This window comes from Neorhizobium alkalisoli (assembly GCF_002968635.1).
In the GTDB taxonomy this organism is placed as follows: Bacteria; Pseudomonadota; Alphaproteobacteria; order Rhizobiales; family Rhizobiaceae; genus Neorhizobium; species Neorhizobium alkalisoli.
In genome coordinates this window covers 651,253-675,888 of record NZ_PVBN01000001.1, presented here as the reverse complement: position 1 = coordinate 675,888, position 24,636 = coordinate 651,253, and the positions used below count along the sequence as shown (strand labels likewise).

Here is a 24,636-nt window from a genome sequence, read left to right as displayed (position 1 = left end):
CATATAATTGTCAACGGCACTTTGCTGCTGACAGCAAAGAACTATTGGAGGAACGAAAACGCTCTGATATGTTCAGACAATGACGACTGAAAGCGCCCAAAGACAGGACACTGCAGCCCCTCCCTCACCGGCGGACGTGACGCGCATCGGCGAAACGCTTGGGCGCATGCGTCTTCTGATCGGCCGGCGGATCATCGGGCGAACGGCTGTCGCCAGGATAGTTCCCGGGCTGGAAATCTCGCATCTCGACGTGCTGGAGGTGATCCGCCGCATCGAAGGCGAAGCGACCGTGGGAGCGATCGCCGAAGCGATGCGCATCGACCCCTCCCGCGGCAGCCGGCTGGTCGCGGACCTCGTCGCCCGCGGCATCCTGCGCCGCGACGCCTCGCAGGCGGATGGGCGGCGTTCGCTGCTGGTGGCGACGGATCTGGGGGAAAGCCTTTTTGCGGAAATCCGGGCGGTCAAGCGCTCGCTTCTCGCCCATGTGCTCGAAGGCTGGCCAGAAGACGATATCAACGCATTTTCCGTTCTTTTCGAGAAGTTCGTCTCCGGCTTCGAAGGGATCTATGTGATGCCGGACAAAGCTCGCGACCCAACGGAACCAACGGGTACGGAGTAATCAACGCGACGCCGAGACGACTAAATCCCCTCGCCGCCTGATACGCGCAGCTTGTCGCGGCCCATGTCCTTGGCCTCGTACATGGCGCGGTCGGCGCGGGCGAGCAAGGCTTCCGGCGTATCGCCGTCCTGCGGAAAAAAGGCCACACCCATGCTGCAGGTCGCGACAACCGAGTGCTCTTCGATGAAGAATGGCCGGGAAATCCCGGTCCGCAGTTCCTGCAGGCGGCGCAGCACGCCGAGGTCATCGTGACTCGGATTGCTGAAGACGATCGCAAATTCGTCGCCGCCGAGACGGACCAGGAGATCGCTCGCCCGGATGCAGCGGGCCATGCGGGATGACAAGGTCTTCAACACCTCGTCACCGGCGGCATGGCCGAGCGTATCGTTGATCTGCTTGAAATTGTCGAGGTCGATATAGGCGACGGTGACCTTGCGGTTTTCCCGTCGCGCCTCAAGCAAGGCACGGCTGAACTGCGTCCAGAACAGTGTCCGGTTCGGCAGGCCGGTCAGCGGATCGTGATGCGCCATATGCCGGATGCGCTCTTCGTTGCGGGCGCGCTCGATGGCGATGCCGGCGATATCGGTCGCCATGGCGGTCAACTCCCACTCGAGTTCCGTCGGCTCTCGGCCAGCCTGGGAATAAAGTCCAAAAGTACCAAGAACCACCCCATCAGGCGCCATGATCGGCGTCGACCAGCAGGAACCGAGGGAAAACGCCTTCGCAAGTTCGCGATAATCCTCCCACAGCGGGTCGGTCATGACGTCCTTGACCACCACGGGCGCGCGCCTCCAGGCGGCAGTGCCGCAGGAGCCGACCTTCGGTCCAATCTGAATGCCGTCGATCAGCTTCGTGTAGGCCGGAGGCAGGTTTGTCGCCGCGCCATGCCGCAACCGGTCCGTTCCCTCCTCCAGAAGGAGGACCGAGGCCGTGACGTCGTCAAGTTCCTCCTCGACGGTGCGGACCAATGCATCCAGCACCGCCCGCAGCGGCTGGCCGCGGGCGATCATTTCCAGGAGGCGTGCATGGCCGTGCCGGCGGTCGTCCTGGCGCTTGCGCTCGGTGATGTCCCTGGAGATGCCGACAAGGCCGACGATATATCCATCCGCGTTGCGCAACGGCATCTTCGAGGTGGTGAGCCACAACACCCGCCCGCCCGGCAGCGTAATGCGCTCCTCGCGCCCTTCCACTGCCGTTCCGGTCGACATGACCTCCTGCTCGATCGCGAAGAGTTCGCGGGCGGTCGCATGGTCCAGGATGTCGAAATCGGTCTTGCCGATCAGGTCGGAACCGTCGTGAAACCTGCTGTTGCGGCCGGCAGCGGCATTGGCGAAGACGAAACGGCCGCGCCTGTCTTTCACATAGATGAATTCGGGCAGTTGATCGAGCAGGGTGCGCGTCTCGATCTCGCGCGTCACCAGCGCAACATCCAAATCGATATCACTGTCTGTAGAAATACGCAGAAGGCGACTGCAGAGTTCATCGAGCGGATCAGCGACGGCGGGCCGAGGCAGGCCATATGACAGGGTTTCCACCATCCCCGTGTCTCCTTTCAATCCGCTTTAAAAAAGCGCAAGCCCCCATAACCACGCTGCGGCACAGAATGGCGGAAAAATCCTTAGCGGTGCTTAAGAACATTATGAAATTGCCATTCTTGAAGCCTCTAAAAAAGCCCTTTAGCACCATTCTTCCAAGCCTATTTCGTAGTACACCTATGCAAAGAACGGGTATGGCAAATGCTTTGCTAACGACGGGGGAGCATGCCGGATGATTTCGAGACGCGCCGTATTGACGACGATAGCCGGTGCGGCCGCCGCCGGAGTTGCGCCGCGCGCCTTGGCCAGTTCCTCCGGCCTGGCGCCCGTGGACCTGCGTGGTTCCATCGATGTCAGCAAGCAAGGTGTCACGCCCGGCGGAGGCGACAGACAGAGCCGCAAGCTCAACGAGATCATTGCAACGGCGGCCCGCCAGAAGATGGCGGTCTTCCTGCCGCCCGGAAACTACCAGGTATCCAATCTCGAACTGCCCGATGGCGCCCGCATCACCGGCATGGCTGGAGCGTCCCGGCTCGTCTATTCGGGCGGCGGGCACCTCATCAGGAGTGACGGAGCGCGGCGGATCGAACTTTCCAACATCGTCATCGACGGAGCAAACGGCCGGCTCGACGACCGGAGCCCGGCGCTCGTCCACCTGCGGGGCGTCGAGAATGCCGTCATCGACAATTGCGAAATCGTCGGATCGCAAAAGACCGCACTGCATCTCGAACGCTCGGGCGGCCGGATCGAACGAAATCGTGTCTCCAGCGCTGCCGAATACGGTCTTTTCGCGGTCGAAAGCAGCAGCCTTTCAGTTGCCGCCAATACGATCTTCGACTGCGGCAACGGCGGCATTCTGATCCATCGATGGAACAAGGGCACCGACGGAACCATGGTCACGGGCAACCGTCTCTACCGGATCGGCGCCACGAACGGCGGCACCGGGCAGTACGGCAATGCCATCAACCTGTTCCGCGCCGACAACGTGATGGTTGCGGGCAACCACATTTCGGATTCCGCCTTCTCCGCCATACGCGCCAACAGCGCCTCGAATGCGCAGATCGTCAACAACCAGTGCTTCGGCTCGGGAGAGACGGCGATCTACGCCGAATTCGCCTTCGAAGGCGCGATGATTTCGGGCAATATCGTCGACGGCGCGGCAAACGGCATCTCCGTCGTGAATTTCAACGAAGGCGGCCGGCTGGCAACTATCGCCGGCAACGTCGTCCGCAATCTCAAACCGACCGGACCCTATGTCCTGGACGAGGCAATCTTCGGCGTCGGCATCAGCGTCGAAGCGGATACGGCGGTCACCGGCAATGTCATCGAGAACGTCCCGCTCTGGGGATTGGCGCTCGGGTTCGGCCCCTATCTGCGCAACGTCATCGCCAGCGGCAACATCGTGCGGCAGGCGAAGGTCGGCTGCGCCGTGACCGTCGTCGAGGGCGCGGGCAACGCCCTGATCGCCGGCAACCTCTTCGACAAGGTCAGGGACGGGGCGGTGATCGGCCATCGCTGGAAACAGGCTGCCACCGCCGAACTCGGCCGTGGCGATGGCACGGGTTTTCCGCATCTGACGATCGAAGGAAACAGGATCGTCTGAGGCGTCCATCGATCTAAAACTTTCATGGCTGTTCAACGCGGATTGATCTTTTGTTTTGCGCAAGCGCGCCATAGCTTGCGCCAGCATTTCAAAAAGGAACGATCATGCTGAAAATCTACGGGGTTTATCGCTCGCGGGCCACGCGCCCGCTCTGGCTTGTCGAAGAACTTGGCCTCCCGTTCGAGCTCGTGCCGATCATCCAGGCTTACCGCCTGCCGGAGCCGATGGCCGCGGAGGCGCCGATCAATACGCTCTCGGCAGACTTCCTGGGTCTCAATCCGATGGGTTCCATTCCGTCGATGGACGACGATGGCTTCGTGCTGCACGAATCGCTCGCAATCTCGCTCTATCTCGCCCGCAAATACGGTGGAGACGTCGGCCCCAGGGACATCAACGAAGAGGCGCTGATGATCCAGTGGTCGCTCTTCGCTGCCACCAGCATCGAGGCATCTGCGCTTAAGATCCAGCAGACCAAAGCGGACACGGACGACGGCAAATCGGAGATCGAGGTCGCGGCCCGCCTGCTGAAGCGGCCATTCGATGTGCTGGAAAAGCATTTTTCCAAGAACAGCCACATGGTCGGCGGCCGCTTCACCGTGGCCGACATCAATGTCGCGGAAATCGTTCGCTATGCTCAGGGGCACGAAGCCCTCTTCGAAAACCGGCCGGCGCTGAAGGCGTGGCTCGAAACATGCCAGGCCCGCCCTTCCTTCAAGGCGATGTGGGAGAAGCGCCTCGCCGAACCGGCGTAAGGCCAGTTATCCCTCGCGTTTCCAAGGGCGGCGGCAGTTCACTCTTCAGCCACTCCCTGAACGCCTTCACCTTCGCCGGCAATCGTGCGCCGGCGCGGGTGACGAGATAGTGCCCCATGCCGGTGCGGGCGCTCACCGAAAAGGGCTCGACCAGCCGGCCCTGCTCCAGCGCATAGGTGGCCAGCGTATGCCAGGCGAGCATGACGCCCTGCCCGGCAATGGTCGCGTCGAGGCAAAGCGAGGCATCGTTGAAAACGTGGCGGGTGGCCATGCTCGATCCGTCAAGCCCTGCCTCCTTCAGCCATATGTCCCAAGAGAACATCGAGGGGCCGTCGATGATTGCCGGCAACTGCAGGATATCGCGCGGCTCTTTCAGTTTCTCGGCCAAAGCCGGCGCACAGACAGGAAACACGGTCTGCTCGATCAGAAGTTCGGCATCGACGCCAGGCCATGTGCCAGGCCCGACACGAATGGCGAGATCGATGTCGCCGGTACCGAGATCTGCAAGTCTTGTCGTCGCATCGATCCTGAGGCGTATATCCGGATGCAGCGTCGAGAACCGGTCGAGCCGATGGACAAGGAAACGGGCCGCGAAGACCGGGGCGACCGAGATCGTCAGCAACGTATCGTCCCGCCGTTTCCCGAGCCCGACCGCCTCCGACAGGAAATGAAAGCCCTCCGTCAGGCGCGCGAGCATGGGCCGAGCCCCGTCCACCGCTACCATGCCCCTCGGCAGGCGCTGAAACACTGGCTGGCCAAGCTGCGCTTCCGCCTTGATGACCTGCTGGCTGACGGCGCCGATCGAAACGCCCAGCTCTTCGGCCGCAGCCTGCAACGAGCCGAGGCGGCCGACCGCTTCCAGCGCCCTCAGTCCGTTCAGATGCACGAGGTTCAGGTTCTTCATATAGATTTTCTATACCGACCGCTTCAAGAACTCAATTGCGACGGCCCCCTCTGGGGAGGATACTCCACCTGCAAATGATCACAAATTTGCGAAAGGTGACGATCATGACACCGCTTAAGATTTTCTGGAAGCTAAGAGCCTGGCTGGAGACGGCCGAAGCGATTGCGCAGACGGAGGCGTACGACGACCCCCTCCGCCACCCAGACATCTACGCCATGGATCTGAGGCAACTCGCCGACCTGCCCTTCCCCGGCGTTTATCGCGCGGAACCGGCAACAGAGAGCACGCAGCTGGCAAAATGCGCCTGACTCAGGCGGCACTTTCCTCCGCAAACGCCTTTTGAACTGCCGTCCGCGCCTTCATGCGTTCGTAATGCGCCTGGACGCGGGGGAATTCGGAGATATCGACTTTATCGCCCTCGAGCCAACCCGCTATCGTGAAAAGATAGGGATCGGCGACCGAGTACTGTTCGCCCAGCACATAGGGACCGGCAAGAAAGTCGTTTTCGATCAGGCGGAAGCACTCACCCATGGTGTGCGGGACCTTGCGCAGCATGTCGGCATGCGAAGACGGTTCATCGGCCCAGCGGGCGCCGCGCCGGCCATGCGCATGGGCAACGTGGACGGTTGAAGAAAGATAGGCGTTGAACGCCTGCATCCGGGCAAACAGGAACGCATCATCGAGCGGTGCCAGTTTGGCCTGCGGCACAGCCTGCGCGATGAAGGCGAGGATCGCGACGGTTTCGCTCAGCACGCCCTTGTCAGTCACCAGTGCCGGCACGCGCCCCTTCGGATTGATCTTCAGATAGGCCTCGGAACGCTGCTCGTTCTCGGCAAATCTTATCCGCTTGACCTCATAGGGCAGGCCGGATTCGGCAAGCGCGATATGGCTGGCGAGCGCACAGGTGCCGGGAGCGAAATAGAGCGTGTACATGGGCATCCTCCGTTTGAGGATGCCCTTTTAGCACGGCCTGGCCTCACGGAAAGGTCAGACGACGCCCGGAACGTCCTCCAGCCGATACCAGACGGGAATGCCCCGCTCTGTCGCAATCCGGACGTCGTTGTCGGCACCCTTGGATTCTCCCGGCAGACGCAGCACGCCCTCGCAAAGTTGAAGCAGGCGCCCCGCCGTCGGGTGGAAAATCTCCTCGTAGAGATCGTCGCCTACCCTGTTGCCGCCCGCCGCATGCCAGACCGGCAGCGCGACCCATTCGCCGATCATCGGCAAGTGGCCCGCCTTGAACAGCGCATAGGACGGCGCTTCGAGCCGCTTCAGGTTATCCGCCATCTTCGCCGGATCGTCTCCCGTTCCGGAACGGTAGGGACCGGCAATCAAAATCAGCATGTTCGTTTCTCCAAACTCATCCGCATTCATCGCGGAACTACACGAAACCGCCTGAATGGTTTACTTTTCCAGCAAATCAGGCATATTCATGCTTATTCGTGTAATTTCATGCAGAGTCAAGAACCATGCTGACCAGCCAACGCAAGAGCCTCATCCTCGACATGCTGCGTCGGGAGGGGCAGGTGATCGCCAAACGGGCAGCGGAAGAATTTTCGCTGTCGGAGGACACGATTCGCCGCGACCTCAGGGAAATGGCGGCTGAGGGCCTGCTCCGGCGCGTACATGGCGGCGCCATGCCGGTATCGCCGGATCTGCCGGACTTTTCGGCCCGGCGAGCGGTCTCGTCCGGCGTGAAGCAAAGGCTCGGCGCCCGGGCTGCCGGATTGGTGCGGCAAGGCCAGATGATCTTTCTCGATGGCGGCACCTCGACTGCGGAAATTGCACGGGCTCTGCCTCGCGACATTGCCTTCACGGTCGCCACGCACAGCCCGACGATCGCAGCCGAACTCGAACATCATCCGACAGCGGAGGTGATCCTGATCGGAGGCCGGCTCTACAAGCATTCCATGGTGGCGACCGGCGCCGCGGCGATGGCCCAGATCGCGCAGATCCGGCCGGACATCTTCTTCCTGGGAGCCACCGCCATCCATCCGGCACGCGGCCTTTCGACGGGCGACTTCGAAGAGGCCGCGATCAAGCGGCACATCGCCGCCTCATCCGGGGAAACTTATGTCCTGATCACCGCAGAAAAGATCGACGCCTCCTCACCCTGCACGATCATGCCGGTTTCCGATATCGCGGGCATGATCGTGGAAAAGGGGATCGACGAGGAGCGCCTGACGCCCTATCGATCGCAGGGCGTCAACATCGTCGAAACTTAAGCGAACAGCGCGTCGGTGACGCGGATGTCGCCGACGTGGATGCCGTTCCAGTTCTTCATCGAGCGGTTCGCCATCGCCATCAGCTTGGTCTCGACCTCGCCGCCCTTTTCGAAATAGCGAGAGATCAGGGCGAAGATCATGGCCTCGGCGGCACGCGTCGTGCCGTCCTCGCATTTGACCGCCATGGCGATCCCCTGCTCCGGCAAAGCTGCGACGAAGACGCCTTCCGCGCCGGTCTTTGCGAAGATCTTGCCGGGGGCCACCTGCATCAGCTTCGTGCAGGCGCGGCTGGTGCCGGCGACATAGAAGGGCTCGGCCATGCAGGCTTCGATCAGGCGACGCGACGCCTTGGCTCGTTCGGCAGAAAGGGTGGCGCCCGTCGTCATCTTTGCAAAACCGTGGGCGAGCCCCTTCAAGGGCACCGCATAGCTCGGGATCGAACAGCCGTCGGTGCCGCAATTGTCATGACCGAGCACGGCGCCGGTCAGGCTTTCCATGACGTTGCGGATTTCCTGCTGCAGCGGATGATCGTAACCGACATAGCCCTTCACGTCCGTGCCGGTGTGGACGCAGGTGCAGACGAAGCCGGAATGCTTTCCGGAACAGTTGTTGTGGAGCGCGTTCGTTTTGTCGAGCGTGCGCGCCTGATGGATCAGCACATTCTGGTCGAAAGCCCAATGGGCGCCACATTCCAGCGCGGCGTGATCGCGGCCGGCTTTCGCGAGCATGGCGGCAGCGGTCGCCACATGGGCGTCTTCGCCGGAATGCGAGGAACAGGCAAGCGCCAGCTCGGCATTGCCGAAACCGTAGGCATCGGCCGCGCCGCTTTCGATGAGCGGCAGAGCCTGCATCGCCTTGCAGGCCGAGCGCGGAAAGACGCCCGCCTCCGCATCCCCGAAGGAAAAGAGGGTTTTGCCTTCTCCGTCCACGACGACACCGAGGCCACGGTGGCGGCTTTCGACCAGGTTGCCTCTGGTAACTTCGACGGTAACGGGGTTTTGCATGGCCTGTCCTGAAATTGCTGTTTTCAATGATCCATATCACCGGCTCATAAACCAGTCCGGCGGGACTTGCACGGGGCGCTTAGCATGAAATCCGTTAAACGGTTGTTTCTGATCATCTTCATCGTCTACCTGCTGCCGACCTTCGCTTCGGCGGGCTTGTGGGCGATCAAGGAAAGGCCCGCACGTTGGAGCGAGGCGAGATGGTCTTCGGCGGGTATATTGCCGGAAGCGGGCGGTAGCGAGGACGCGGCGGTCTACGTGTTTTCCGCCATGACCGGCGGATTGAAGGGTGCGGTCGCAAGCCATGCCTGGATCGTCACCAAGGCAAAGGGTGCGAAAAGCTACACGCGCTACGACAAGGTGGGCTGGGGGTCGCCGATCCGAAAAAATCACCGGCCACCGGACGCCTATTGGTATTCGAACGCTCCGCAACTCGTGGCGTCCGTAAAAGGCGCGGAAGCCGAACTGCTGATCCCCAAGATCGAAGGCGCGATTGCCGCCTACCCCTACGCGGAGCCGGGAGGCTATACGATCTGGCCGGGACCGAATTCCAACACCTTCGTCGCCTATGTGCTGCGCACGGTGCCTGAACTCGGCGCGGTCTTGCCGCCGCATGCGGTCGGCCGCGACTATCTTCCCGACGGAGAATTCTTCCACCTCGACGACGACTGGCGCGACCTGCATGTCACGCTGCGCGGCCTCGTCGGCTTTTCCGCCGGCGTGCGCAGCGGTTTCGAGGTGCACTTTCTGGGATTGGTGGCGGGGCTGGATTTCGCGCGCCCGGGCATCAAGGTGCCGGCAGTCGGACGTATCGGAATTTGACTATCAGCTATGCGCAAAATGCAAAACGCCCGCGGTCCAGCGGGCGTTTGACATACATGCAGTCAGATAGCGATCAGAAGCCGACGGCTTGGCGAGCAACGCGGCGGATATCGCTCTGTGCGATGCCGAGGTCGTTGAGTTCGCGCGGGGTCATACGGCCCAGTTCGGCAACCGTCTGACGGTACTTGCGCCAATTGTTGAGAGTGCGTGCGACGTTCATGATGGTTCCCCTTTCCTGGGATTTTCGAAGCCTGGCTGCCAGTCCTTGGCGCCCTCTGTTTGCTTCGATGGCTGTTATATAGGCCCGCCTCGGTTGTTCTAAAAGCGCGCACTTAGCACGCCACCCATGCGCCTGGTGCATAGGCTCGGAGGTTCGCGCCGACGGCAGGATCGGGACGAAGGAGCGCCCGCCTTGCTTGGTCCAACACGGGCGCTGCTATTTCCTTCAGGTTGCTTCGAGCACCATGTTGAGCGGCGTCTGGGCCGCCCGCCTGACCCGCGTGAAGCCACCTGACCGGATCACCTCGGTCAACCGGCGTTCTCCCGCTTGCGCGCCGAGCGCGAGCCCGGTCTCCTGCGCCAGCGAGGTGGGGACGCAGATCATCGTCGAGGCCGAGTAGTAGAGCCGGCCCACCGGATTGAGATTTTCCTCCAGCGTGTCTCCGGCCGCAGGCTCGACGACCATCCAGGTGCCGCCGTCCTTCAGCGCCCTGCGGATATGAGCCGCCGCGGCCTCCGGGTCACCCATGTCGTGCAGGCAATCGAAGCAGGTGATCAGGTCGAAGTCGCGCCCCTCGAAGTCCTGAGCCCGACCGACCTCGAAATGCAGGTTCGTCAATTCGTGCGCCCGGGCATGGGCGGTTGCAGCGGCGATCGAGCCCGGATGGAAGTCGTAGCCCGTGAATCGGGAGCGTGGGAAAGCCTGCGCCATCAGGATCGTCGACAGCCCGTGGCCGCATCCGACGTCGGCGACCGTCGCGCCCGCTTCCAGCTTGGCGATGACGCCGTCCAATGCCGGCAGCCAGTCCTGCACCAGGGCGTTGACATATCCCGGCCTGAACAGCCGCGCCACGGCGCAGAACATGCAGCCTGCCTGATCGCCCCAGGCCACCCCTCGGCCGGTCTTGAAGGCGGCCTGCACCTTCGGCTGGTTCTCGACCATGGCGGCGGCGGTATCGAAAGCGCCGATCAGGTTGACCGGGCTGTCCGGCTCCGCAAAGATGAATGACTGCTCGGGCGTCAGCGAGAACCGCCCGCGCTCATGATGCACATAGCCCGAAGCCGTTTGCGCCGACAGCCATTCGCGTACGTAGCGAGGCGCGCAACCGGTAGCCTCGGCAAGCTCGTCGGGTTTCGCCGGGCCTATCTCCTTGAGGGTCTGATAGAGACCGAGCGCATCGCCTATCCGCACCAGCGGCACGCTGACTGCTCCGCCAAGGTCGCCGAGGACGCGGCCCACGAGTTCATTCAGCGTGGTTTGGTTGAGTTCTGGCATGTCGAATTCCCTCCCGGTTTTCAGGCGGCGTCCTGCCGCCCATGAGCTGGAGGATGAGACCCGTCGCAATGGCGGGCATGATGCGTCCGTCCCGCGCAGCCGGAAAAACCAGGCCATGTGGGGGACAGATGTCCCGTCGGCGCTGCATGGGGGCGATAATCCCTCCCCGGTCGGACTTACCCCGACAATGCGATGACGATCGCCTGCGAGCGGTTGTGCACGCCAAGTTTGCTGAAGATCACCGACAGCTGGTTGCGTACCGTCTTTTCGCTCTTGCCGAGGCGTTCCGCGATCGCATGGTTGTCGAGCCCTTCGGCGACGAGGTCGAGAAGCGTCGCCTCGGCGGGCGTCAGACCCGCATCGCGAATTGCGCGCGGCCGGATTGGCCGGTCCTGCCCGAGAAAGGCCGCAAGTTCGGCCTGAAACACAGCCCAGGCCGGCTCGTCCGGCAACAGCACATGGTTCTTGCTCTCAAGCGGCACAAACCGCGCGCCGGGGATTGCAGCCGCAAGCTTACAGCCCTGGTCGAACGGAACACGCAAGTCGCCGCGACTATGGGCGATCAGCGTCGGGACGCGAAGCATCGCCGCAAGATCCAGCACATCGATCCCCTGCATCTGCCGAAGCAACTCCGCAGCGACGTCGGCCGTTGCCGTGACGCGCTCGAGATCGCCCCACCAACGATGCTGTTCGGGTGTTCCGTCAGGGATGAAGAGGTTGGTGAAGAACTGGCAAAATGCCGGATTGTCGCGTCCCCAGCCGATGCGGATGAAATTGACGAGGGTTTCGGCTTCCAGAAGTTCGGCGTCGGTCTGCGCTCTCGTCCGGGCGCCCTGAGCGTAGGCGTTCAGCAGCACCAGATGCGACACCCGTTCGGGATGCCGCAGGGCGTAGGCGATCGCGAGAGCGCCACCCTGCGAAAGACCGAGGAGGACAAAACGCTGGTCTTCGATCGATGCCGCCACGGCATCCAGATCCGCGTGCCAGGCCGCAATCGAGAGATCGGCGACATGCCGGTCCGACAGGCCGCAGCCGCGCGGATCGTAGCGCACAAACCGGTTTGTTGCCGAAAGCGTCTGGACCCATGGCCGCCACACGGGGCTTTCGAGATCGTAGTCGACATGGCTCAGCCAGTGCGCGGCGCGCAGGATCACCTGCCCCTTCCCGCACGACGCGACGGCGATACGTGTACCATCCGCCGAGGTACAGAACCTTATGGTCTGGCTGAGTTTCATCGGCTAAGAATATCTCAGCGGCAGGGCTCGTAACAGGCCTGCGGAAGATCCGCTGCTTCCGGAATACGTCGGGAGTCGTCATATTCTCGTTACGGAGCTGCAACATTTCTCCGCGTGAAGCAGGCGGAGGCTCCCATGGCACAGATCATCTTTCTTCACGGCGCATCCAGCAGCGGAAAATCGACCATCGCCAAAAAGCTCCAGGCCCGGATTGAAAAACCATTCTGGCACATATCCATAGATCACCTCCGCGACTCGGGAGTGCTCCCTTCAAGCCGTTTTCGCACCGGCGAGTTCATATGGGCAAATGCTCGAAAAGCCTTCTTCGACGGTTTTCACGCATCGCTTGCGGTTTATGCCGATGCCGGCAACGATTTGATCCTGGAACACATTCTGGATACCGAGGGCTGGCTGGAGACGCTCGACAATCTGTTGCGCCATCACGATGTATTTTTCGTCGCCGTCCATTGCCCGCTCGAAGTGCTGACCGAGCGGGAAAAAGCTCGAGGTGACCGGCCCGTAGGTAGCGCCAAGCGCGACTATGAAGCCGTTCACGTCGGCAAAACCTACGACATCGAACTGAACTCGGCCGATGGTGCGGATGCCAATGTCGAGAGGCTCCTCGCAGCGTGGCGGAGCGCTCGCCGCTCTTCGAGTTTCAACTGTCGGAAGGGTTGATGCAAAGGCGATCAGGGATGAGACGGTCGGTTCGGCAAGACACCAACTGAGTGTCGACTACAAAGGGACTGCGGTTTCATTCTTTGCAGTGCGAATGATCATCATCGTGAAGAACCTTGCCACATTTGTCTCGTCCCGAAAGAGACGATCACAAAGCGCATCGTATTCCTCCATATCGCGAAGATGCAGCATCAGGACGACGTCAACTTCCCCCGTTACGGCATAAGCCTGCGCCACCGCATCCTCTCTGGTTGCGCGATCGAAAAACTGGCGCATCTGTTGCTCGCCGTGCAGCTTCAATTCGACCGTCACCATTGCTTTCAACGCACGCCCGGTGCGGGCAGGATTGAGAATTGCGACAATCCTGTCGATGACGCCCGTCTGGCGCAGCCGCCGAATGCGACGCAGGCAGCTCGAAGGAGACAGTCCGACCTCATCGGCCACGTCGACATTGGTTCGAGATGCATCACGCTGCAGAAGATTCAGGAGTTTTCTGTCGATCCGGTCCATACGCTCCTCCAAAGCCGCGGAAGAAGAATGCAATAAAATTGCACTCTGATGCAATATTTGACCGCAAATGCGAAGGAGGTCGGGTTACACGACGGAGACAACAGGATTTGGGAAACAGTGATGTCAGCACTCGAATTTGCCGTTAAAAAGACCAGGGAAACACTGCAAATCTACTGGGAGCTCGTTCGTATCATCGTTCCGGTTACGATCGTGACCGAAGTGATGTCCCGGATTGGCCTGATCGAGGCCATCTCCCCTGCCCTAGCGCCGGTGATGGAGCTTTTCGGCTTGCCCCCGGAACTGGGGTTGGCCTGGTTGACCGGGATGCTCGTAGGGTTATGGGGTGCGATTCCGATGATCTTTACGCTGGTGCCGGCGTCATCGCTGACCGTCGCGGACATCACCGTTTTCTCGGCGCTTTTGCTTTTTGCCCATGGTCTGCCGATCGAGCAGAAGATCATTCAGAAGGCCGGACCGGGATTTGCCGTCACCACGCTGATCCGCGTCGCCGGCAGCATCCTTTACGCCATTATGCTCCATCACCTTCTTGCGGCAACCGGTTGGCTCTCCGAAACGCTGGACCCGGCCTGGATCCCGAAAACCGCTTCTGCCGATTGGATGGGGTTCCTTACAGGGCTGATGGAGGCGCTTGTCTTCATGCTCGTCATTTTGACAGCGCTCGCCTGGGGACTGGAAATTCTGAAATTGTCCGGGCTCATGGCTCTGTTGATGAAGATCCTCGCGCCCCTGCTGCGTCTTGCTGGAATAGATGCCGAGACCGGGCAGTTCACCGCCGTCGGCCTGTTTCTGGGAATTTCCTATGGCGGAGGATTGCTCATCCGCGAAGCGCGATCGGGCAAGGTGTCACCTCGCCAAGTGTTTATTTCATGCATCTTCATGGGATTTGCGCACAGTATAATCGAGGACACATTGATCGTCATGGCATTGGGCGCGGACGCTGTCGGCGTGCTCGTCGGCAGGATTGTATTCGCGATTTCTGCAACCGCTCTGATTGCATATCTCATTCGGTCAATTCCAGATCAGAGCTTTTTCGGATGGGCTTTTCGGCGAGCGGACTGCAACACGGCAGCAGGCGGCTAGAAGCGACGCCGGGCACATTGAACGGCCGCGAAGGATGGTCTGTCACTGACATCGAAGGGTTGCCAGACGTGTCCAGCATGGACATTTGCGGCGCCTAGAAATGGAAAAGGGCCGCTGCTGGCGACCCTTCCATGAGTTTTGGTCCGGTTGAACGAACCCGGGCGCTTTGTAAGCCGCCCGAAGGAAGATGAAGTTCAGGCCGAGGGCTGCCCCGTCAAAACCGTCACCTTTCCATTGCCCGTTACGCAGACCGAAATCTCATTAGACATTGGATCACCTTCCTTTCATTACGTTGATGATGGGATGAAGGTAGGGGCCAAAGCCCGAGTCTGCAAGGCAAGTTATGTGAACGATTGCGTATATAATTGAGTTGCCAATCAATTTTCTGGCGCTATCATTCGCGAGCTTTCAGTCGAAAAGCCCCCTTCAGCCATCCAATCTCAACACGATCTTGCCGATATGGCTGCTGCTTTCCATCAGCCTGTGCGCCTCCGCAACTTCTGCGAACGGCAGGACGGAGTGGATCACCGGGGCCACCCTTCCCTCCTCCAGCAACGGCCAGACCTGTCCCAGGAGATCGTCGCGGATCGCCCGCTTTTCGTCCGCCGTGCGCGGTCGCATGGTGGAGCCTGTGACCGTCAGCCGCTTCACCATGATCGGGCTCAGGTTGACCTTTTCCGCCATATTGCCGCCCAGGAAAGCGATGATCGACAGGCAACCATCCTTGGCGAGCACCGACAGGTTCTTCTCGAAATAGGCAGCGCCGATCATGTCGAGCACGACGTCGACACCCCGACCGCCGGTTTCCGTCTTGATGACCTCGGCAAAATCCTCGCTCTTGTAATCGATGCCCCTGAGGGCGCCGAGCTTTTCGCAGGCCTCGCATTTTTCCTTCGAACCCGCGGTGGCGTAAACGGTCGCGCCGAAAGCGCGCGCGAGCTGGATCGCCGTGGTGCCGATGCCGCTCGTGCCGCCGTGGATCAATACACTTTCGCCTTCGGTGAGACCGGCCATCTGGAAAAGGTTGGCCCAGACGGTGAAGAAGGTCTCGCAGAGGGCTGCGGCCTTGACCGCGTCATACCCCCTCGGCCAGCGCAATGCCTGGCTGGCCGGCACAGCGCAGAATTCCGCATACCCGCCGCCGTTCGCGAGCGCGCAGACCTTGTCGCCGATCCGGAATTCGCTCACACCCTCGCCCAGCGCGACGACTTCGCCGGCAATTTCCAATCCCAGAATGGGGCTGGCGTCCTTCGGCGGCGGATAATTGCCGCTACGCTGCGCCACATCCGGCCGGTTGACGCCAGCCGCCTCGACCTTCACCAGGATCTCTCCGGACCGCAGCCCGGGCATCGGCCCGGTCGCCAGAACCATCACCTCCGGGGCGCCGAAGGACGGAAGATCGACGAAACGCATTTGGATGGGAAGCGACATGGCAGGACTCCTCTCAGTGGCTTGCCACTGACTTAGGACAGTCCATTGCCGACGGAAAGGCGACGTTCCGCCGCGCGGTTACTTTGCCTCGCCGAAGCTCGCGAAGACGAGGCCGCCGTCATTGTCCTTGGATTCGGCCTTGACGGCGGCGATCTCGGCGCCGATGCGGCTGACATCATCGAGCAACAGGCCCTGCGGCAGCTCAAGCACGCCGATCGAGCAGCGAAGCAGCGGAAAGTCACGTTCCTCGCCGAAGCGGTCGTGCCCGCGGATTTTTCCCGCAGCCCGTTCTTCAGGCGAATAAAGCTCGATCACGTCGTCATGGAAATCGGAAAGAAGCCGCTCGAGAATTTCCGTCAGTTCATCGCGCGTCCAGTCCCGTACGCCGATGAAGAAATCGTCGCCACCCACATGCCCGAGGAAATCGTCGTCCGAAAAGAAGTAGCGCCGCACCAGCGCCGCAAACAGCGAGATCGCGTGATCGCCCATATGGAAGCCGTAATGGTCGTTGAACGGCTTGAAATGGTCGAAGTCGCAATAGCAGAAGAAGCGGGTCTGCTCGTCGTCGCGCCCGGCCTCCTGCATGAAGTCGCGGATGGCCCGGTTGCCCGGCAGGCTCGTCAGCGGGTTCTGGTCCTGCGCGATCTTCAGCTGCTTCTCGTTGACGACCTTGATGAGCGAGGCGGCCGAGACGACCCCGGCGTAACGCATGTTCTCCGTCAGGATGACGCAGGCGCTGTTGTCCATATTGGCAAACAGGCTCATCAGTTCCTCAGCTTCCGCGTCGAGCCCGATGATCGGCGCGCGGTCGACGAAATGGGCGATGGTGCGCTCGTAGACCTTGTTCTTCAAAAGGTCGCGGCCGAACGGCTGATAGATATATTCCTTGAGGTGATATTCGTTGATGACGCCGCGCGGTTCGCCATTGGCGTTGAGGACGGGGAAAAAGGCCTGGCGGGGATTGCGCCGGAAGAGTTCGAAGACGCTGTCGATGCTTTCGTTCTCGTAGACCGTCGGCAGGTGCTCGATCTGCTTGCGGATGAGGATCTCGTCGAGCGACTGGCTGGAGCGGCGCGAGCGGCCAATATCGGCAAGATAGGGAAACGAGGGCTGCAGCTCGCTGACGAAGGTCGTCGGCCGGGCGATGAACCAGCCCTGGACGAGATCGACACCATATTCGCGGCAGGCGAGAAATTCCGCCTCCGTCTCGATGCCCTCGGCAATCACCCGGATGCCGAGCACATGCGCGATGTTGACGATGTTCTTCACCAGGTGCCGCTTGCGCGGGTTGCGGTCGATGCCGGCGACGAAATGGCGGTCGATCTTCAGATAGTCGACCGGATAGTCGCACAGCAGCTTCATCTCGCCGTGGCCAACGCCGAAATCATCGATGGCGAGCTTGAAACCCTCCTTGCGCATCTGGGTCACCAGATCGGCAAATTCCGGCACGCTGGTATTGTCGAACCGTTCGGAAAACTCGAAGCAGACCGAAGACGGCGCGATATTGGCCATCCGCAGATGCTGGACGACCTTTTCGATGAAAAGCCGGCCATGCGGGATCAGACGGACGTCGAGATTGAGGAAAAGCGTGGCGGAGGAATAATCCGGAACGCTCGCGAATTTCGCAAGCGCCCGCGTCGCCATCATCTGTTCAAGCGCCAGCAGCTGGCCGATTTCCTGCGCCTGATCGAGGAGTTCGGGCGGAGAAGAAAAACCGATCCGTTCCTGGCCCCGCAGAAGGGATTCATAACCAAAGACGGAGCCGGTACCGATCTCGACGATCGGCTGGAAAGCGTTTTCGAGAACCAGCTTCCCCAGCGCGACCAGCTGATCGCTTGCATATCGACGGAAAACGCCCGGTTCCAAAATGGCCGCAGACGACATTACTCATTACCCCACGCGCAATGGCCTAAAATTGCGGTGAAGCTCCCATCAATTCCTCAAGAATCCCTTTCCCGAGGATGAAAGTTTTGTGACGGTGAAAGATGTTTTTATTCAATATTATAACGAGTTAGGTCGAGCGAGGAGACCGGGCGTTTGGTGCAAGGGCCAGCGCAATCGGCGCCCAATCCCGCATTATCAAATCGACGGTGAGGAACAGGCAAAAGACAAGCAGGCTGTCGAAGGGCTATTCCGAGGCGACGATAACATCAACGGCGCGCTTTTGGGACAGGATGGTTCGCAATCTCTTCTTGATTGGTGGCGGGATCAAAAATAACTCAATCTGGTGAGAAGACCGTCGCCTAGAGAGTCGATTCCGCCAATGACCAAACCCAATATCCTGATCATCATGGTCGACCAGCTGAATGGGACGCTGTTTCCGGATGGTCCGGCGGAATGGCTGCATGCGCCGCATCTCAAAAGTCTGGCGGCACGGTCGGCGCGATTTGCCAACAACTATACCTCATCGCCGCTCTGCGCGCCCGCCCGCGCCTCCTTCATGGCCGGGCAGTTGCCGAGCCGCACCTGCGTCTACGACAACGCGGCGGAATACGTTTCCTCGATCCCGACCTATGCGCATCACCTGCGCCGCGCCGGTTATTACACGGCCCTGTCCGGCAAGATGCATTTCGTCGGGCCGGACCAGCTACACGGTTTCGAGGAACGGCTGACGACGGATATCTATCCGGCCGATTTCGGTTGGACCCCGGACTATCGCAAGCCCGGCGAGAGGATCGACTGGTGGTATCATAATCTCGGTTCCGTCACCGGCGCAGGCGTCGCCGAAATCACCAACCAGATGGAATATGACGACGAAGTCGCGTTTCTCGCCAACCAGAAGCTTTATCATGTCGCCCGCGAACGGGATGACGAGGACCGTCGGCCCTGGTGCCTGACGGTCTCCTTCTCCCACCCGCACGACCCCTATGTGGCGCGCAAGAAATTCTGGGATCTCTATGAAGGCCGCAATCAGCTCCTGCCCGAGGTCGGGGCCATACCATTCGACCAGCAGGATGCGCATTCGAAGAGGCTGATGCTCTCCTGCGACTACCAGAAGTTCGATGTCGCCGAAGAGGACGTCGCACGGGCGCGCCGCGGCTATTTCGCCAACATTTCCTATATCGACGAGAAGGTCGGCGAGCTGATCGATACGCTGACGCGGACAAGGATGCTGGACGACACCCTGATCCTATTCTGCTCCGACCATGGCGACATGCTGGGCGAGCGGGGCTTGTGGTTCAAGATGAACTTCTTCGAAGGATCGGCGCGCGTGCCGCTGATGATCGCCGGCCCGGGCATCCCCCCCGCCCTGCATCTGGCACCGGTTTCCAACCTCGACGTCACGCCGACGCTTTGCGAGCTGGCCGGCATTTCGATGGAGGAGGTCAAGCCCTGGACGGATGGCGAAAGCCTGAAGCCGATGATGGACGGGCAGCGTCGCATCAGCCCGGTACTGATGGAATATGCCGCCGAAGGTTCCTATTCTCCGCTGGTCGCCATTCGCGAAGGCAAGTGGAAATATGTCCATTGCCTGCTCGACCCGGATCAGCTCTTCGATCTCGAAACCGATCCCAAGGAGCTGAAAAACCTTGCCGACGACCCGGAGTTTGCCGAGGTCCTGGCCGCGTTCCGCAAGAAGCGCGGGGAACGCTGGGACATGGGCGCCTTCGATGCGGCCGTTCGCGAAAGCCAGGCACGGCGCTGGGTGGTCTATGAAGCGCTGCGCAACGGAGCCTATTATCCGTGGGATCACCAGCCATTGCAAAAGGCGTCGGAGCGCTACATGCGCAACCATATGAACCTCGACAATCTCGAGGAGTCCAAACGCTACCCGCGCGGAGAATGAGATGAAAGCCCAACCGATCGCAAGCCATTTCATCGACGGCGAATATGTCGAGGACACCGAGGGCACTCTCATCGAAAGCCTCTATCCGGCGACCGGCGAGGTGATCGCGAGACTGCATGCGGCGACGCCTGATATCGTCGAACGCGCGATCGCCGCGGCAAAGCGCGCCCAGCCGGAATGGGCCGCGATGAGCCCGACGGCGCGCGGCCGCATCCTGAAGCGAGCCGCGGAGATCATGCGTGAGAGAAACCGGGAACTTTCCGAACTCGAGACGCTCGATACGGGCAAGCCGATCCAGGAGACCACCGTCGCCGATCCGACCTCGGGCGCCGACAGTTTCGAGTTCTTCGGCGGCGTCATCGCGGCGGGCATGAACGGCAGCTATATTCCGCTCGGCGGCGATTTTGCCTATACCAAGCGCGTGCCGCTCGGCGTCTGCGTCGGCATCGGCGCCTGGAACTACCCGCAGCAGATCGCCTGCTGGAAGGGGGCTCCGGCGCTTGCGGCCGGCAATGCCATGGTGTTCAAGCCTTCGGAAAACACGCCGCTCGGGGCCTTGAAGATCGCCGAGATATTGGCAGAGGCCGGCTTGCCGAAGGGGCTCTACAACGTCATCCAGGGCGACCGGAATACCGGGCCGCTGCTGGTCAACCATCCGGACGTGGCCAAGGTCTCGCTCACCGGTTCGGTGCCGACCGGACGCAAGGTGGCGGCAGCGGCTGCCGGCAGCCTGAAGCACGTGACCATGGAACTCGGCGGCAAGTCGCCGCTGATCGTCTTCGACGATGCCGATATCGAGAGCGCCATCGGCGGTGCCATGCTCGGCAACTTCTATTCGACCGGTCAGGTCTGCTCCAACGGCACCCGCGTCTTCGTGCAGAGGACCGTAAAGGATGCCTTTCTGTCGCGCCTCAAAGAGCGGACGGAGAAGATCGTCATCGGCGATCCGATGGACGAGGCGACGCAACTCGGACCGATGGTCTCTTTCGATCAGCGCCAGAAGGTCCTGAGCTATATCGACAAGGGCAAGGCCGAGGGTGCGACGCTTCTGACCGGCGGCGGCATTCCGAACCACGTCACCGGCGAAGGTTATTACGTGCAGCCGACCGTGTTCGCGGACGTGACGGACGAGATGACGATTGCACGGGAGGAGATTTTCGGGCCTGTCATGTGCGTGCTCGATTTCGACGACGAGGACGAGGTGATCGCCCGCGCCAACGCGACCGAATTCGGCCTGTCGGCCGGCGTCTTCACCGCCGACCTTTCGCGCGGACACCGTGTCGTGGACCAGCTTGAGGCCGGTACGCTGTGGATCAACACCTACAATCTCTGCCCCGTGGAAATTCCCTTCGGCGGATCCAAGCAATCCGGTTTCGGACGCGAGAATTCGCTGGCCGCACTGGAGCACTATTCCGAGCTGAAGACGGTCTATGTGGGCATGGGCAAGGTCGAGGCGCCGTATTGATGCTCTCGTTGGCTGTCGCGCAAGATCGCCCCCCTCTGGCCTGCCGGCCATCTCCCCCACAGGTGGGGAGATTGGATAGACGCACCCGTTTCCCCGAACAAGATGCCGCATCCCTGGGCAGCGGGGATATTTGGCGCGAAAGTCGAGCCGCTTGTGATCTCCCCACCTGTGGGGGAGATGGCCGGCAGGCCAGAGGGGGGCTGACACGGCACGACATCAAGAACCAGTCTGGAGAAAACTAACATGCTTCAGGCAGATTTCGTCATCATCGGTTCCGGTTCGGCGGGCTCGGCGCTGGCCTATCGTCTGTCTGAGGACGGCAAGAACTCGGTGATCGTCATCGAGGCGGGCGGATCGGATTTCGGGCCGTTCATCCAGATGCCGGCAGCACTCGCCTGGCCGATGAGCATGAAGCGCTACAACTGGGGCTATCTTTCCGAGCCTGAGCCGAACCTCAACAACCGGCGCATCACCGCGCCGCGGGGCAAGGTGATCGGCGGATCATCCTCCATCAACGGGCTCGTTTATGTTCGCGGCCACGCGGAGGACTACAATCGCTGGGAAGAGCTTGGGGCGACGGGATGGGCCTATGCGGATGTGCTCCCCTATTTCAAGCGCATGGAGAATTCCGAAGGCGGAGAGGAAGGTTGGCGCGGCACCGACGGGCCGCTGCATGTCAGGCGCGGGCCTGTGAAGAACCCTCTGTTCCACGCCTTCATCGAGGCGGGAAAACAGGCCGGCTTCGAACTCACCGACGACTATAACGGCTCGAAGCAGGAAGGCTTCGGGCTGATGGAGCAGACGATCTACCGCGGCCGGCGCTGGTCGACGGCGAACGCCTATCTGCGCCCTGCGCTGAAACGGCCGAATGTCGAGATCGTCTATGGCTTCGCCAGCAGGGTGGTAATCGAGAATGGCCGGGCGGTGGGCGTGGAGATCCAACGCCGCGGCGGGACCGAGACGATCCGCGCCAACCGCGAGATCATCGTGTCGGCCTCCTCCTTCAATTCGCCGAAACTGCTGATGCTCTCCGGCATCGGTCCGGCCGAGCATCTGAAGGCGATGGGCATCGAAGTGAAGGCCGACCGACCCGGGGTCGGCGCCAATCTGCAGGACCATATGGAATTCTATTTCCAGCAGATCTCGACGAAGCCGGTGTCGCTCTACTCCTGGCTGCCGTGGTTCTGGCAGGGGGTTGCCGGCGCGCAATGGCTGCTTTCCAAGGGCGGGCTCGGCGCTTCCAACCAGTTCGAGGCCTGCGCCTTCCTGCGCTCGGCACCCGGCTTGACGCAGCCGGACATCCAGTACCATTTCCTGCCGGTGGCGATCTCCTATGACGGCAGGGCCGCAGCGAAAAGCCACGGCTTCCAGGTGCATGTGGGCTACAATCTTTCGAAGTCGCGCGGAAACGTAACGCTCCGTTCGCCTGATCCAAAGGCGGATCCGATGATCCGGTTCAATTATATGAGCCACGCGGAAGATTGGGAAAAGTTCCGCCACTGCGTGCGGCTGACCCGGGAAATCTTTGGCCAGAAGGCCTTCGACCAATACCGCGGTCCGGAGATCCAGCCCGGCGAGAAGGTGCAGACGGACGAACAGATCGATGATTTCCTGCGCGAGCATCTGGAGAGCGCCTATCACCCCTGCGGCACCTGCCGCATGGGCAGCACCGACGACCCGATGGCTGTCGTCGATCCGGAATGCCGGGTGATCGGCGTGGATGGATTGCGCGTTGCGGACAGTTCGATCTTCCCGCATGTCACCTACGGCAACCTCAACGGTCCTTCGATCATGACCGGCGAGAAGGCCGCCGACCACATTCTGGGCAAGCAGCCCCTGCCCCGCAGCAATCAGGAGCCGTGGGTCAATCCGAGAGCGGTGGTCAGCGATCGGTGATTAGTGGCGGAGAATATAGGGAATGCGAATCCCAGGAAGATTCGCCGGGAAATCCTTGGTATTTCGTGTCACCAGCAACATGGAATGGATATCGGCGCTTGCCCAGATAATCGCGTCTGGCAGCTTCATTTTGAATTGCTGGCGTAAACTCACGGCGCGCGCTGCCACGGTTTCGTCTATCGAGATGAGATGAATACTGTCGAGAAAATCCCGTGTGGCTTCCACCAGCTCAGGTTTTGCGCCGATGAGTACTTCCATCCAGGTGATGATGCTGATGTTCTTCTCGCTATAGCGATCCCATTCATCGCGAGCTTCGGCGATGCCGTTCAGATAATCGACGAGAATATTGGTGTCGAATAGCGCCTTCACCATTCGCTGCGAATCTCGTCCTGAAATTTCAAGCCATCAACCGGGTCCCGCTTCCAAAGCCCGAAAGCCGCAGACTGCCTGTCCTTGACGTTTCGGGCGAGATAATCGCCGATTGCGACCCGTATAAGCGAAGCCCGCGATACCTTATCCTCCTTGGCGAGTCGGTCCAGAGCTGCGAGTTCGGCTTCGCCGATGTCCACCAAAGTACGCATTTACGGGCTCCGTCATCTGATATCGGCTATCGATATCATCATCTCTCATAAAAAGCCAGATTTACAAAAACCCGATCCAGCGACCGGCTATCAGCGCCCCGATCCAGAAAAGAATCGATAGCGTGGCGCCAACGCGCACGGCGGTACTCGGCCCCTCCCCGGAAAGCACCGCCCGCCATCCGCTTCCGAAATGGACGACCGCGACGTTGACGAGGGCGAGCGCGACGAGACCAAGCTTGGCCAGGAAAGCGGAGTTTCGCGCATATTCGGTCGGGCGGACGGAAAACAGGCACATTCCGGTGAGGATGGCGACAACCACGCCTGCTGCGGCGATCCGAGAAAGATAGGGGGCGATCGCGGCCAGGGGGACAGCCGGCGCAAAGCCCATCAGCCGCAGGTCGAGCGCAAGGATCGCCCCGAAAAGCACGCCGATACCGAGGATATGCGCGGCGTTGACCAAGAGATAGAGCGTCGAAGAGGTAATCAGCGCCCTTGCAAGCGGCGTCTCGGCAAGCGGCGCAAGCCACTCCATGAACACCGCCTCAGTTGGTCTTGATCCGCTCGGGATAAATGTCGAACGTCTTGCCCGCGACGACGATCCGGACCGCCTTCATGCGCTTCTCGTTGCGGTCTTCGGAGCGATTGCCGGTGGCGACAATCTCGTCGCCGACCTTGGCCTGTCCCTCCACGAAGCCTGAGCGCTGCGTCTGGTTCGGGTTGCCGAGTTCGACACGCCAGACGCCATCCTCGGCCTTGACCTCCAGCACCGGATGCGGCGGTGCGAAGGAAATCGACTGGATCGTGCCCTTCAAGTCGATCTGGTCGGCATCAGCCCAGGACCAGCCATGGTGGGCGGCAGCGGTGCCGGCCAAGGCGGCGGCAAGGGCAACTCCGGCAAAAATGCGGGTGATTGAATATCGGGTCATGGCGGCTCTCCCGGGGTTTCGCAATTCATCCTGGAAGATGTGGAGACGCTCGCGATTGACCAGAGGT

27 protein-coding genes are annotated in these 24,636 nt (G+C 61.1%); 12 read left to right on the top strand and 15 right to left on the bottom strand.

The genetic code is table 11. The features are described from left to right. Positions 1-79 precede the first annotated feature (79 nt). Complete coding sequence (locus C5L13_RS03260) at positions 80-619, top strand: MarR family winged helix-turn-helix transcriptional regulator (protein ID WP_105381786.1); 540 nt, start codon at positions 80-82, stop codon at positions 617-619. Between the two features lie 20 nt (positions 620-639). On the opposite strand, the gene C5L13_RS03255 is transcribed toward C5L13_RS03260, so the two are convergent. Then, positions 640-2,157, bottom strand: a complete 1,518-nt coding sequence (locus tag C5L13_RS03255; RefSeq protein ID WP_105381785.1) for a sensor domain-containing protein — start codon at positions 2,155-2,157, stop codon at positions 640-642. 229 nt (positions 2,158-2,386) lie between these two features. Here C5L13_RS03255 and C5L13_RS03250 point away from each other — a divergent pair, with 229 nt between their 5' ends. Then, positions 2,387-3,757 (top strand): TIGR03808 family TAT-translocated repetitive protein, encoded by a 1,371-nt coding sequence (locus C5L13_RS03250; RefSeq protein ID WP_105381784.1) that lies wholly within the window; start codon positions 2,387-2,389, stop codon positions 3,755-3,757. A gap of 104 nt (positions 3,758-3,861) precedes the next feature. Then, positions 3,862-4,509: a glutathione S-transferase family protein gene (locus C5L13_RS03245; protein ID WP_105381783.1), complete on the top strand. Its 648-nt coding sequence runs from the start codon at positions 3,862-3,864 to the stop codon at positions 4,507-4,509. Here C5L13_RS03245 and C5L13_RS03240 read toward each other — a convergent pair. Continuing rightward, positions 4,469-5,413: a LysR substrate-binding domain-containing protein gene (locus C5L13_RS03240; RefSeq protein WP_105381782.1), complete on the bottom strand. Its 945-nt coding sequence runs from the start codon at positions 5,411-5,413 to the stop codon at positions 4,469-4,471. The two genes, C5L13_RS03245 and C5L13_RS03240, sit on opposite strands and share 41 nt — an antisense overlap. Before the next feature lie 104 nt (positions 5,414-5,517). Here C5L13_RS03240 and C5L13_RS03235 point away from each other — a divergent pair, with 104 nt between their 5' ends. Beyond that, entirely contained in the window at positions 5,518-5,721 is a 204-nt protein-coding gene (locus C5L13_RS03235) for a hypothetical protein (protein WP_158693373.1), read from the top strand. Position 5,722: 1 nt separating this feature from the next. On the opposite strand, the gene C5L13_RS03230 is transcribed toward C5L13_RS03235, so the two are convergent. Together C5L13_RS03230 and C5L13_RS03225 are read right to left on the bottom strand one after the other, a co-directional pair. Continuing rightward, positions 5,723-6,346, bottom strand: coding sequence for a glutathione S-transferase family protein (locus tag C5L13_RS03230; RefSeq protein ID WP_105381780.1), 624 nt, complete (start codon positions 6,344-6,346; stop codon positions 5,723-5,725). 54 nt (positions 6,347-6,400) lie between these two features. Continuing rightward, positions 6,401-6,757 carry a DUF4406 domain-containing protein gene (locus C5L13_RS03225; RefSeq protein ID WP_105382065.1) on the bottom strand — a complete coding sequence of 119 codons (357 nt, stop codon included), beginning with the start codon at positions 6,755-6,757 and terminating at the stop codon, positions 6,401-6,403. A 125-nt stretch (positions 6,758-6,882) separates the two neighbouring features. On the opposite strand from C5L13_RS03225, the gene C5L13_RS03220 reads away from it, so the two are divergent. Beyond that, complete coding sequence (locus tag C5L13_RS03220; RefSeq protein ID WP_105381779.1) at positions 6,883-7,638, top strand: DeoR/GlpR family DNA-binding transcription regulator; 756 nt, start codon at positions 6,883-6,885, stop codon at positions 7,636-7,638. On the opposite strand, the gene C5L13_RS03215 is transcribed toward C5L13_RS03220, so the two are convergent. Beyond that, positions 7,635-8,642 carry an asparaginase gene (locus tag C5L13_RS03215; RefSeq protein WP_105381778.1) on the bottom strand — a complete coding sequence of 336 codons (1,008 nt, stop codon included), beginning with the start codon at positions 8,640-8,642 and terminating at the stop codon, positions 7,635-7,637. The two genes, C5L13_RS03220 and C5L13_RS03215, sit on opposite strands and share 4 nt — an antisense overlap. An 84-nt stretch (positions 8,643-8,726) precedes the next feature. Between C5L13_RS03215 and C5L13_RS03210 the strand changes: the two genes are divergently transcribed. Next, complete coding sequence (locus tag C5L13_RS03210; RefSeq protein ID WP_105381777.1) at positions 8,727-9,464, top strand: DUF3750 domain-containing protein; 738 nt, start codon at positions 8,727-8,729, stop codon at positions 9,462-9,464. Between the two features lie 73 nt (positions 9,465-9,537). Here the strand turns inward: C5L13_RS03210 and C5L13_RS03205 are convergent, their stop codons facing one another. From C5L13_RS03205 to C5L13_RS03195, 3 genes are all read right to left on the bottom strand, one after another. Continuing rightward, on the bottom strand, positions 9,538-9,684 hold the full coding sequence (locus tag C5L13_RS03205) for a DUF1127 domain-containing protein (protein ID WP_105371790.1): 147 nt from the start codon (positions 9,682-9,684) through the stop codon (positions 9,538-9,540). A 225-nt stretch (positions 9,685-9,909) separates the two neighbouring features. After that, entirely contained in the window at positions 9,910-10,959 is a 1,050-nt protein-coding gene (locus tag C5L13_RS03200; RefSeq protein WP_105381776.1) for a class I SAM-dependent methyltransferase, read from the bottom strand. Between the two features lie 176 nt (positions 10,960-11,135). Beyond that, the gene (locus tag C5L13_RS03195) at positions 11,136-12,194 is read right to left on the bottom strand and encodes an alpha/beta fold hydrolase (RefSeq protein ID WP_105381775.1); all 1,059 of its coding nucleotides are present in this window, start codon (positions 12,192-12,194) and stop codon (positions 11,136-11,138) included. A gap of 135 nt (positions 12,195-12,329) precedes the next feature. On the opposite strand from C5L13_RS03195, the gene C5L13_RS03190 reads away from it, so the two are divergent. Next, on the top strand, positions 12,330-12,872 hold the full coding sequence (locus C5L13_RS03190; protein ID WP_105381774.1) for a chloramphenicol phosphotransferase CPT family protein: 543 nt from the start codon (positions 12,330-12,332) through the stop codon (positions 12,870-12,872). A 57-nt stretch (positions 12,873-12,929) separates the two neighbouring features. Here C5L13_RS03190 and C5L13_RS03185 read toward each other — a convergent pair whose 3' ends face one another. Then, positions 12,930-13,382, bottom strand: coding sequence for an Lrp/AsnC family transcriptional regulator (locus C5L13_RS03185; RefSeq protein ID WP_105381773.1), 453 nt, complete (start codon positions 13,380-13,382; stop codon positions 12,930-12,932). Positions 13,383-13,502: 120 nt separating this feature from the next. Between C5L13_RS03185 and C5L13_RS03180 the strand changes: the two genes are divergently transcribed. Then, positions 13,503-14,483, top strand: coding sequence for a nucleoside recognition domain-containing protein (locus tag C5L13_RS03180; protein ID WP_105381772.1), 981 nt, complete (start codon positions 13,503-13,505; stop codon positions 14,481-14,483). Between the two features lie 426 nt (positions 14,484-14,909). On the opposite strand, the gene C5L13_RS03175 is transcribed toward C5L13_RS03180, so the two are convergent. Together C5L13_RS03175 and C5L13_RS03170 are read right to left on the bottom strand one after the other, a co-directional pair. Further along, entirely contained in the window at positions 14,910-15,914 is a 1,005-nt protein-coding gene (locus tag C5L13_RS03175) for an NAD(P)H-quinone oxidoreductase (protein WP_105381771.1), read from the bottom strand. A gap of 78 nt (positions 15,915-15,992) precedes the next feature. After that, on the bottom strand, positions 15,993-17,798 hold the full coding sequence (locus tag C5L13_RS03170; RefSeq protein WP_105381770.1) for a bifunctional diguanylate cyclase/phosphodiesterase: 1,806 nt from the start codon (positions 17,796-17,798) through the stop codon (positions 15,993-15,995). Positions 17,799-17,886: 88 nt separating this feature from the next. Here C5L13_RS03170 and C5L13_RS03165 point away from each other — a divergent pair, with 88 nt between their 5' ends. The 4 genes from C5L13_RS03165 (at position 17,887) to betA (ending at position 23,062) form a co-directional block, all read left to right on the top strand. Then, positions 17,887-18,132 carry a hypothetical protein gene (locus tag C5L13_RS03165; protein WP_105381769.1) on the top strand — a complete coding sequence of 82 codons (246 nt, stop codon included), beginning with the start codon at positions 17,887-17,889 and terminating at the stop codon, positions 18,130-18,132. 45 nt (positions 18,133-18,177) lie between these two features. Then, positions 18,178-19,701, top strand: a complete 1,524-nt coding sequence (gene betC / locus C5L13_RS03160; RefSeq protein ID WP_105381768.1) for a choline-sulfatase — start codon at positions 18,178-18,180, stop codon at positions 19,699-19,701. A 1-nt stretch (position 19,702) separates the two neighbouring features. Continuing rightward, the gene (gene betB / locus C5L13_RS03155; protein ID WP_105381767.1) at positions 19,703-21,166 is read left to right on the top strand and encodes a betaine-aldehyde dehydrogenase; all 1,464 of its coding nucleotides are present in this window, start codon (positions 19,703-19,705) and stop codon (positions 21,164-21,166) included. Positions 21,167-21,409: 243 nt separating this feature from the next. Beyond that, a complete protein-coding gene (betA, locus tag C5L13_RS03145) occupies positions 21,410-23,062 on the top strand; it encodes a choline dehydrogenase (protein ID WP_105381766.1) in 1,653 nt (550 codons plus the stop codon). On the opposite strand, the gene C5L13_RS03140 is transcribed toward betA, so the two are convergent. The 4 genes from C5L13_RS03140 to C5L13_RS03125 all read right to left on the bottom strand — a co-directional run bounded on the left by C5L13_RS03140 (position 23,063) and on the right by C5L13_RS03125 (position 24,569). Next, positions 23,063-23,434: a type II toxin-antitoxin system VapC family toxin gene (locus tag C5L13_RS03140; protein WP_105381765.1), complete on the bottom strand. Its 372-nt coding sequence runs from the start codon at positions 23,432-23,434 to the stop codon at positions 23,063-23,065. It abuts the gene before it with no gap. After that, positions 23,428-23,643 carry a ribbon-helix-helix domain-containing protein gene (locus C5L13_RS03135; RefSeq protein ID WP_105381764.1) on the bottom strand — a complete coding sequence of 72 codons (216 nt, stop codon included), beginning with the start codon at positions 23,641-23,643 and terminating at the stop codon, positions 23,428-23,430. The genes C5L13_RS03140 and C5L13_RS03135 overlap by 7 nt, the downstream gene beginning before the upstream one ends. A 61-nt stretch (positions 23,644-23,704) precedes the next feature. Beyond that, positions 23,705-24,175, bottom strand: coding sequence for a DUF2214 domain-containing protein (locus tag C5L13_RS03130; protein WP_105381763.1), 471 nt, complete (start codon positions 24,173-24,175; stop codon positions 23,705-23,707). Between the two features lie 10 nt (positions 24,176-24,185). Next, positions 24,186-24,569, bottom strand: coding sequence for a DUF6152 family protein (locus tag C5L13_RS03125; protein WP_105381762.1), 384 nt, complete (start codon positions 24,567-24,569; stop codon positions 24,186-24,188). Between the last annotated feature and the right edge of the window lie 67 nt (positions 24,570-24,636).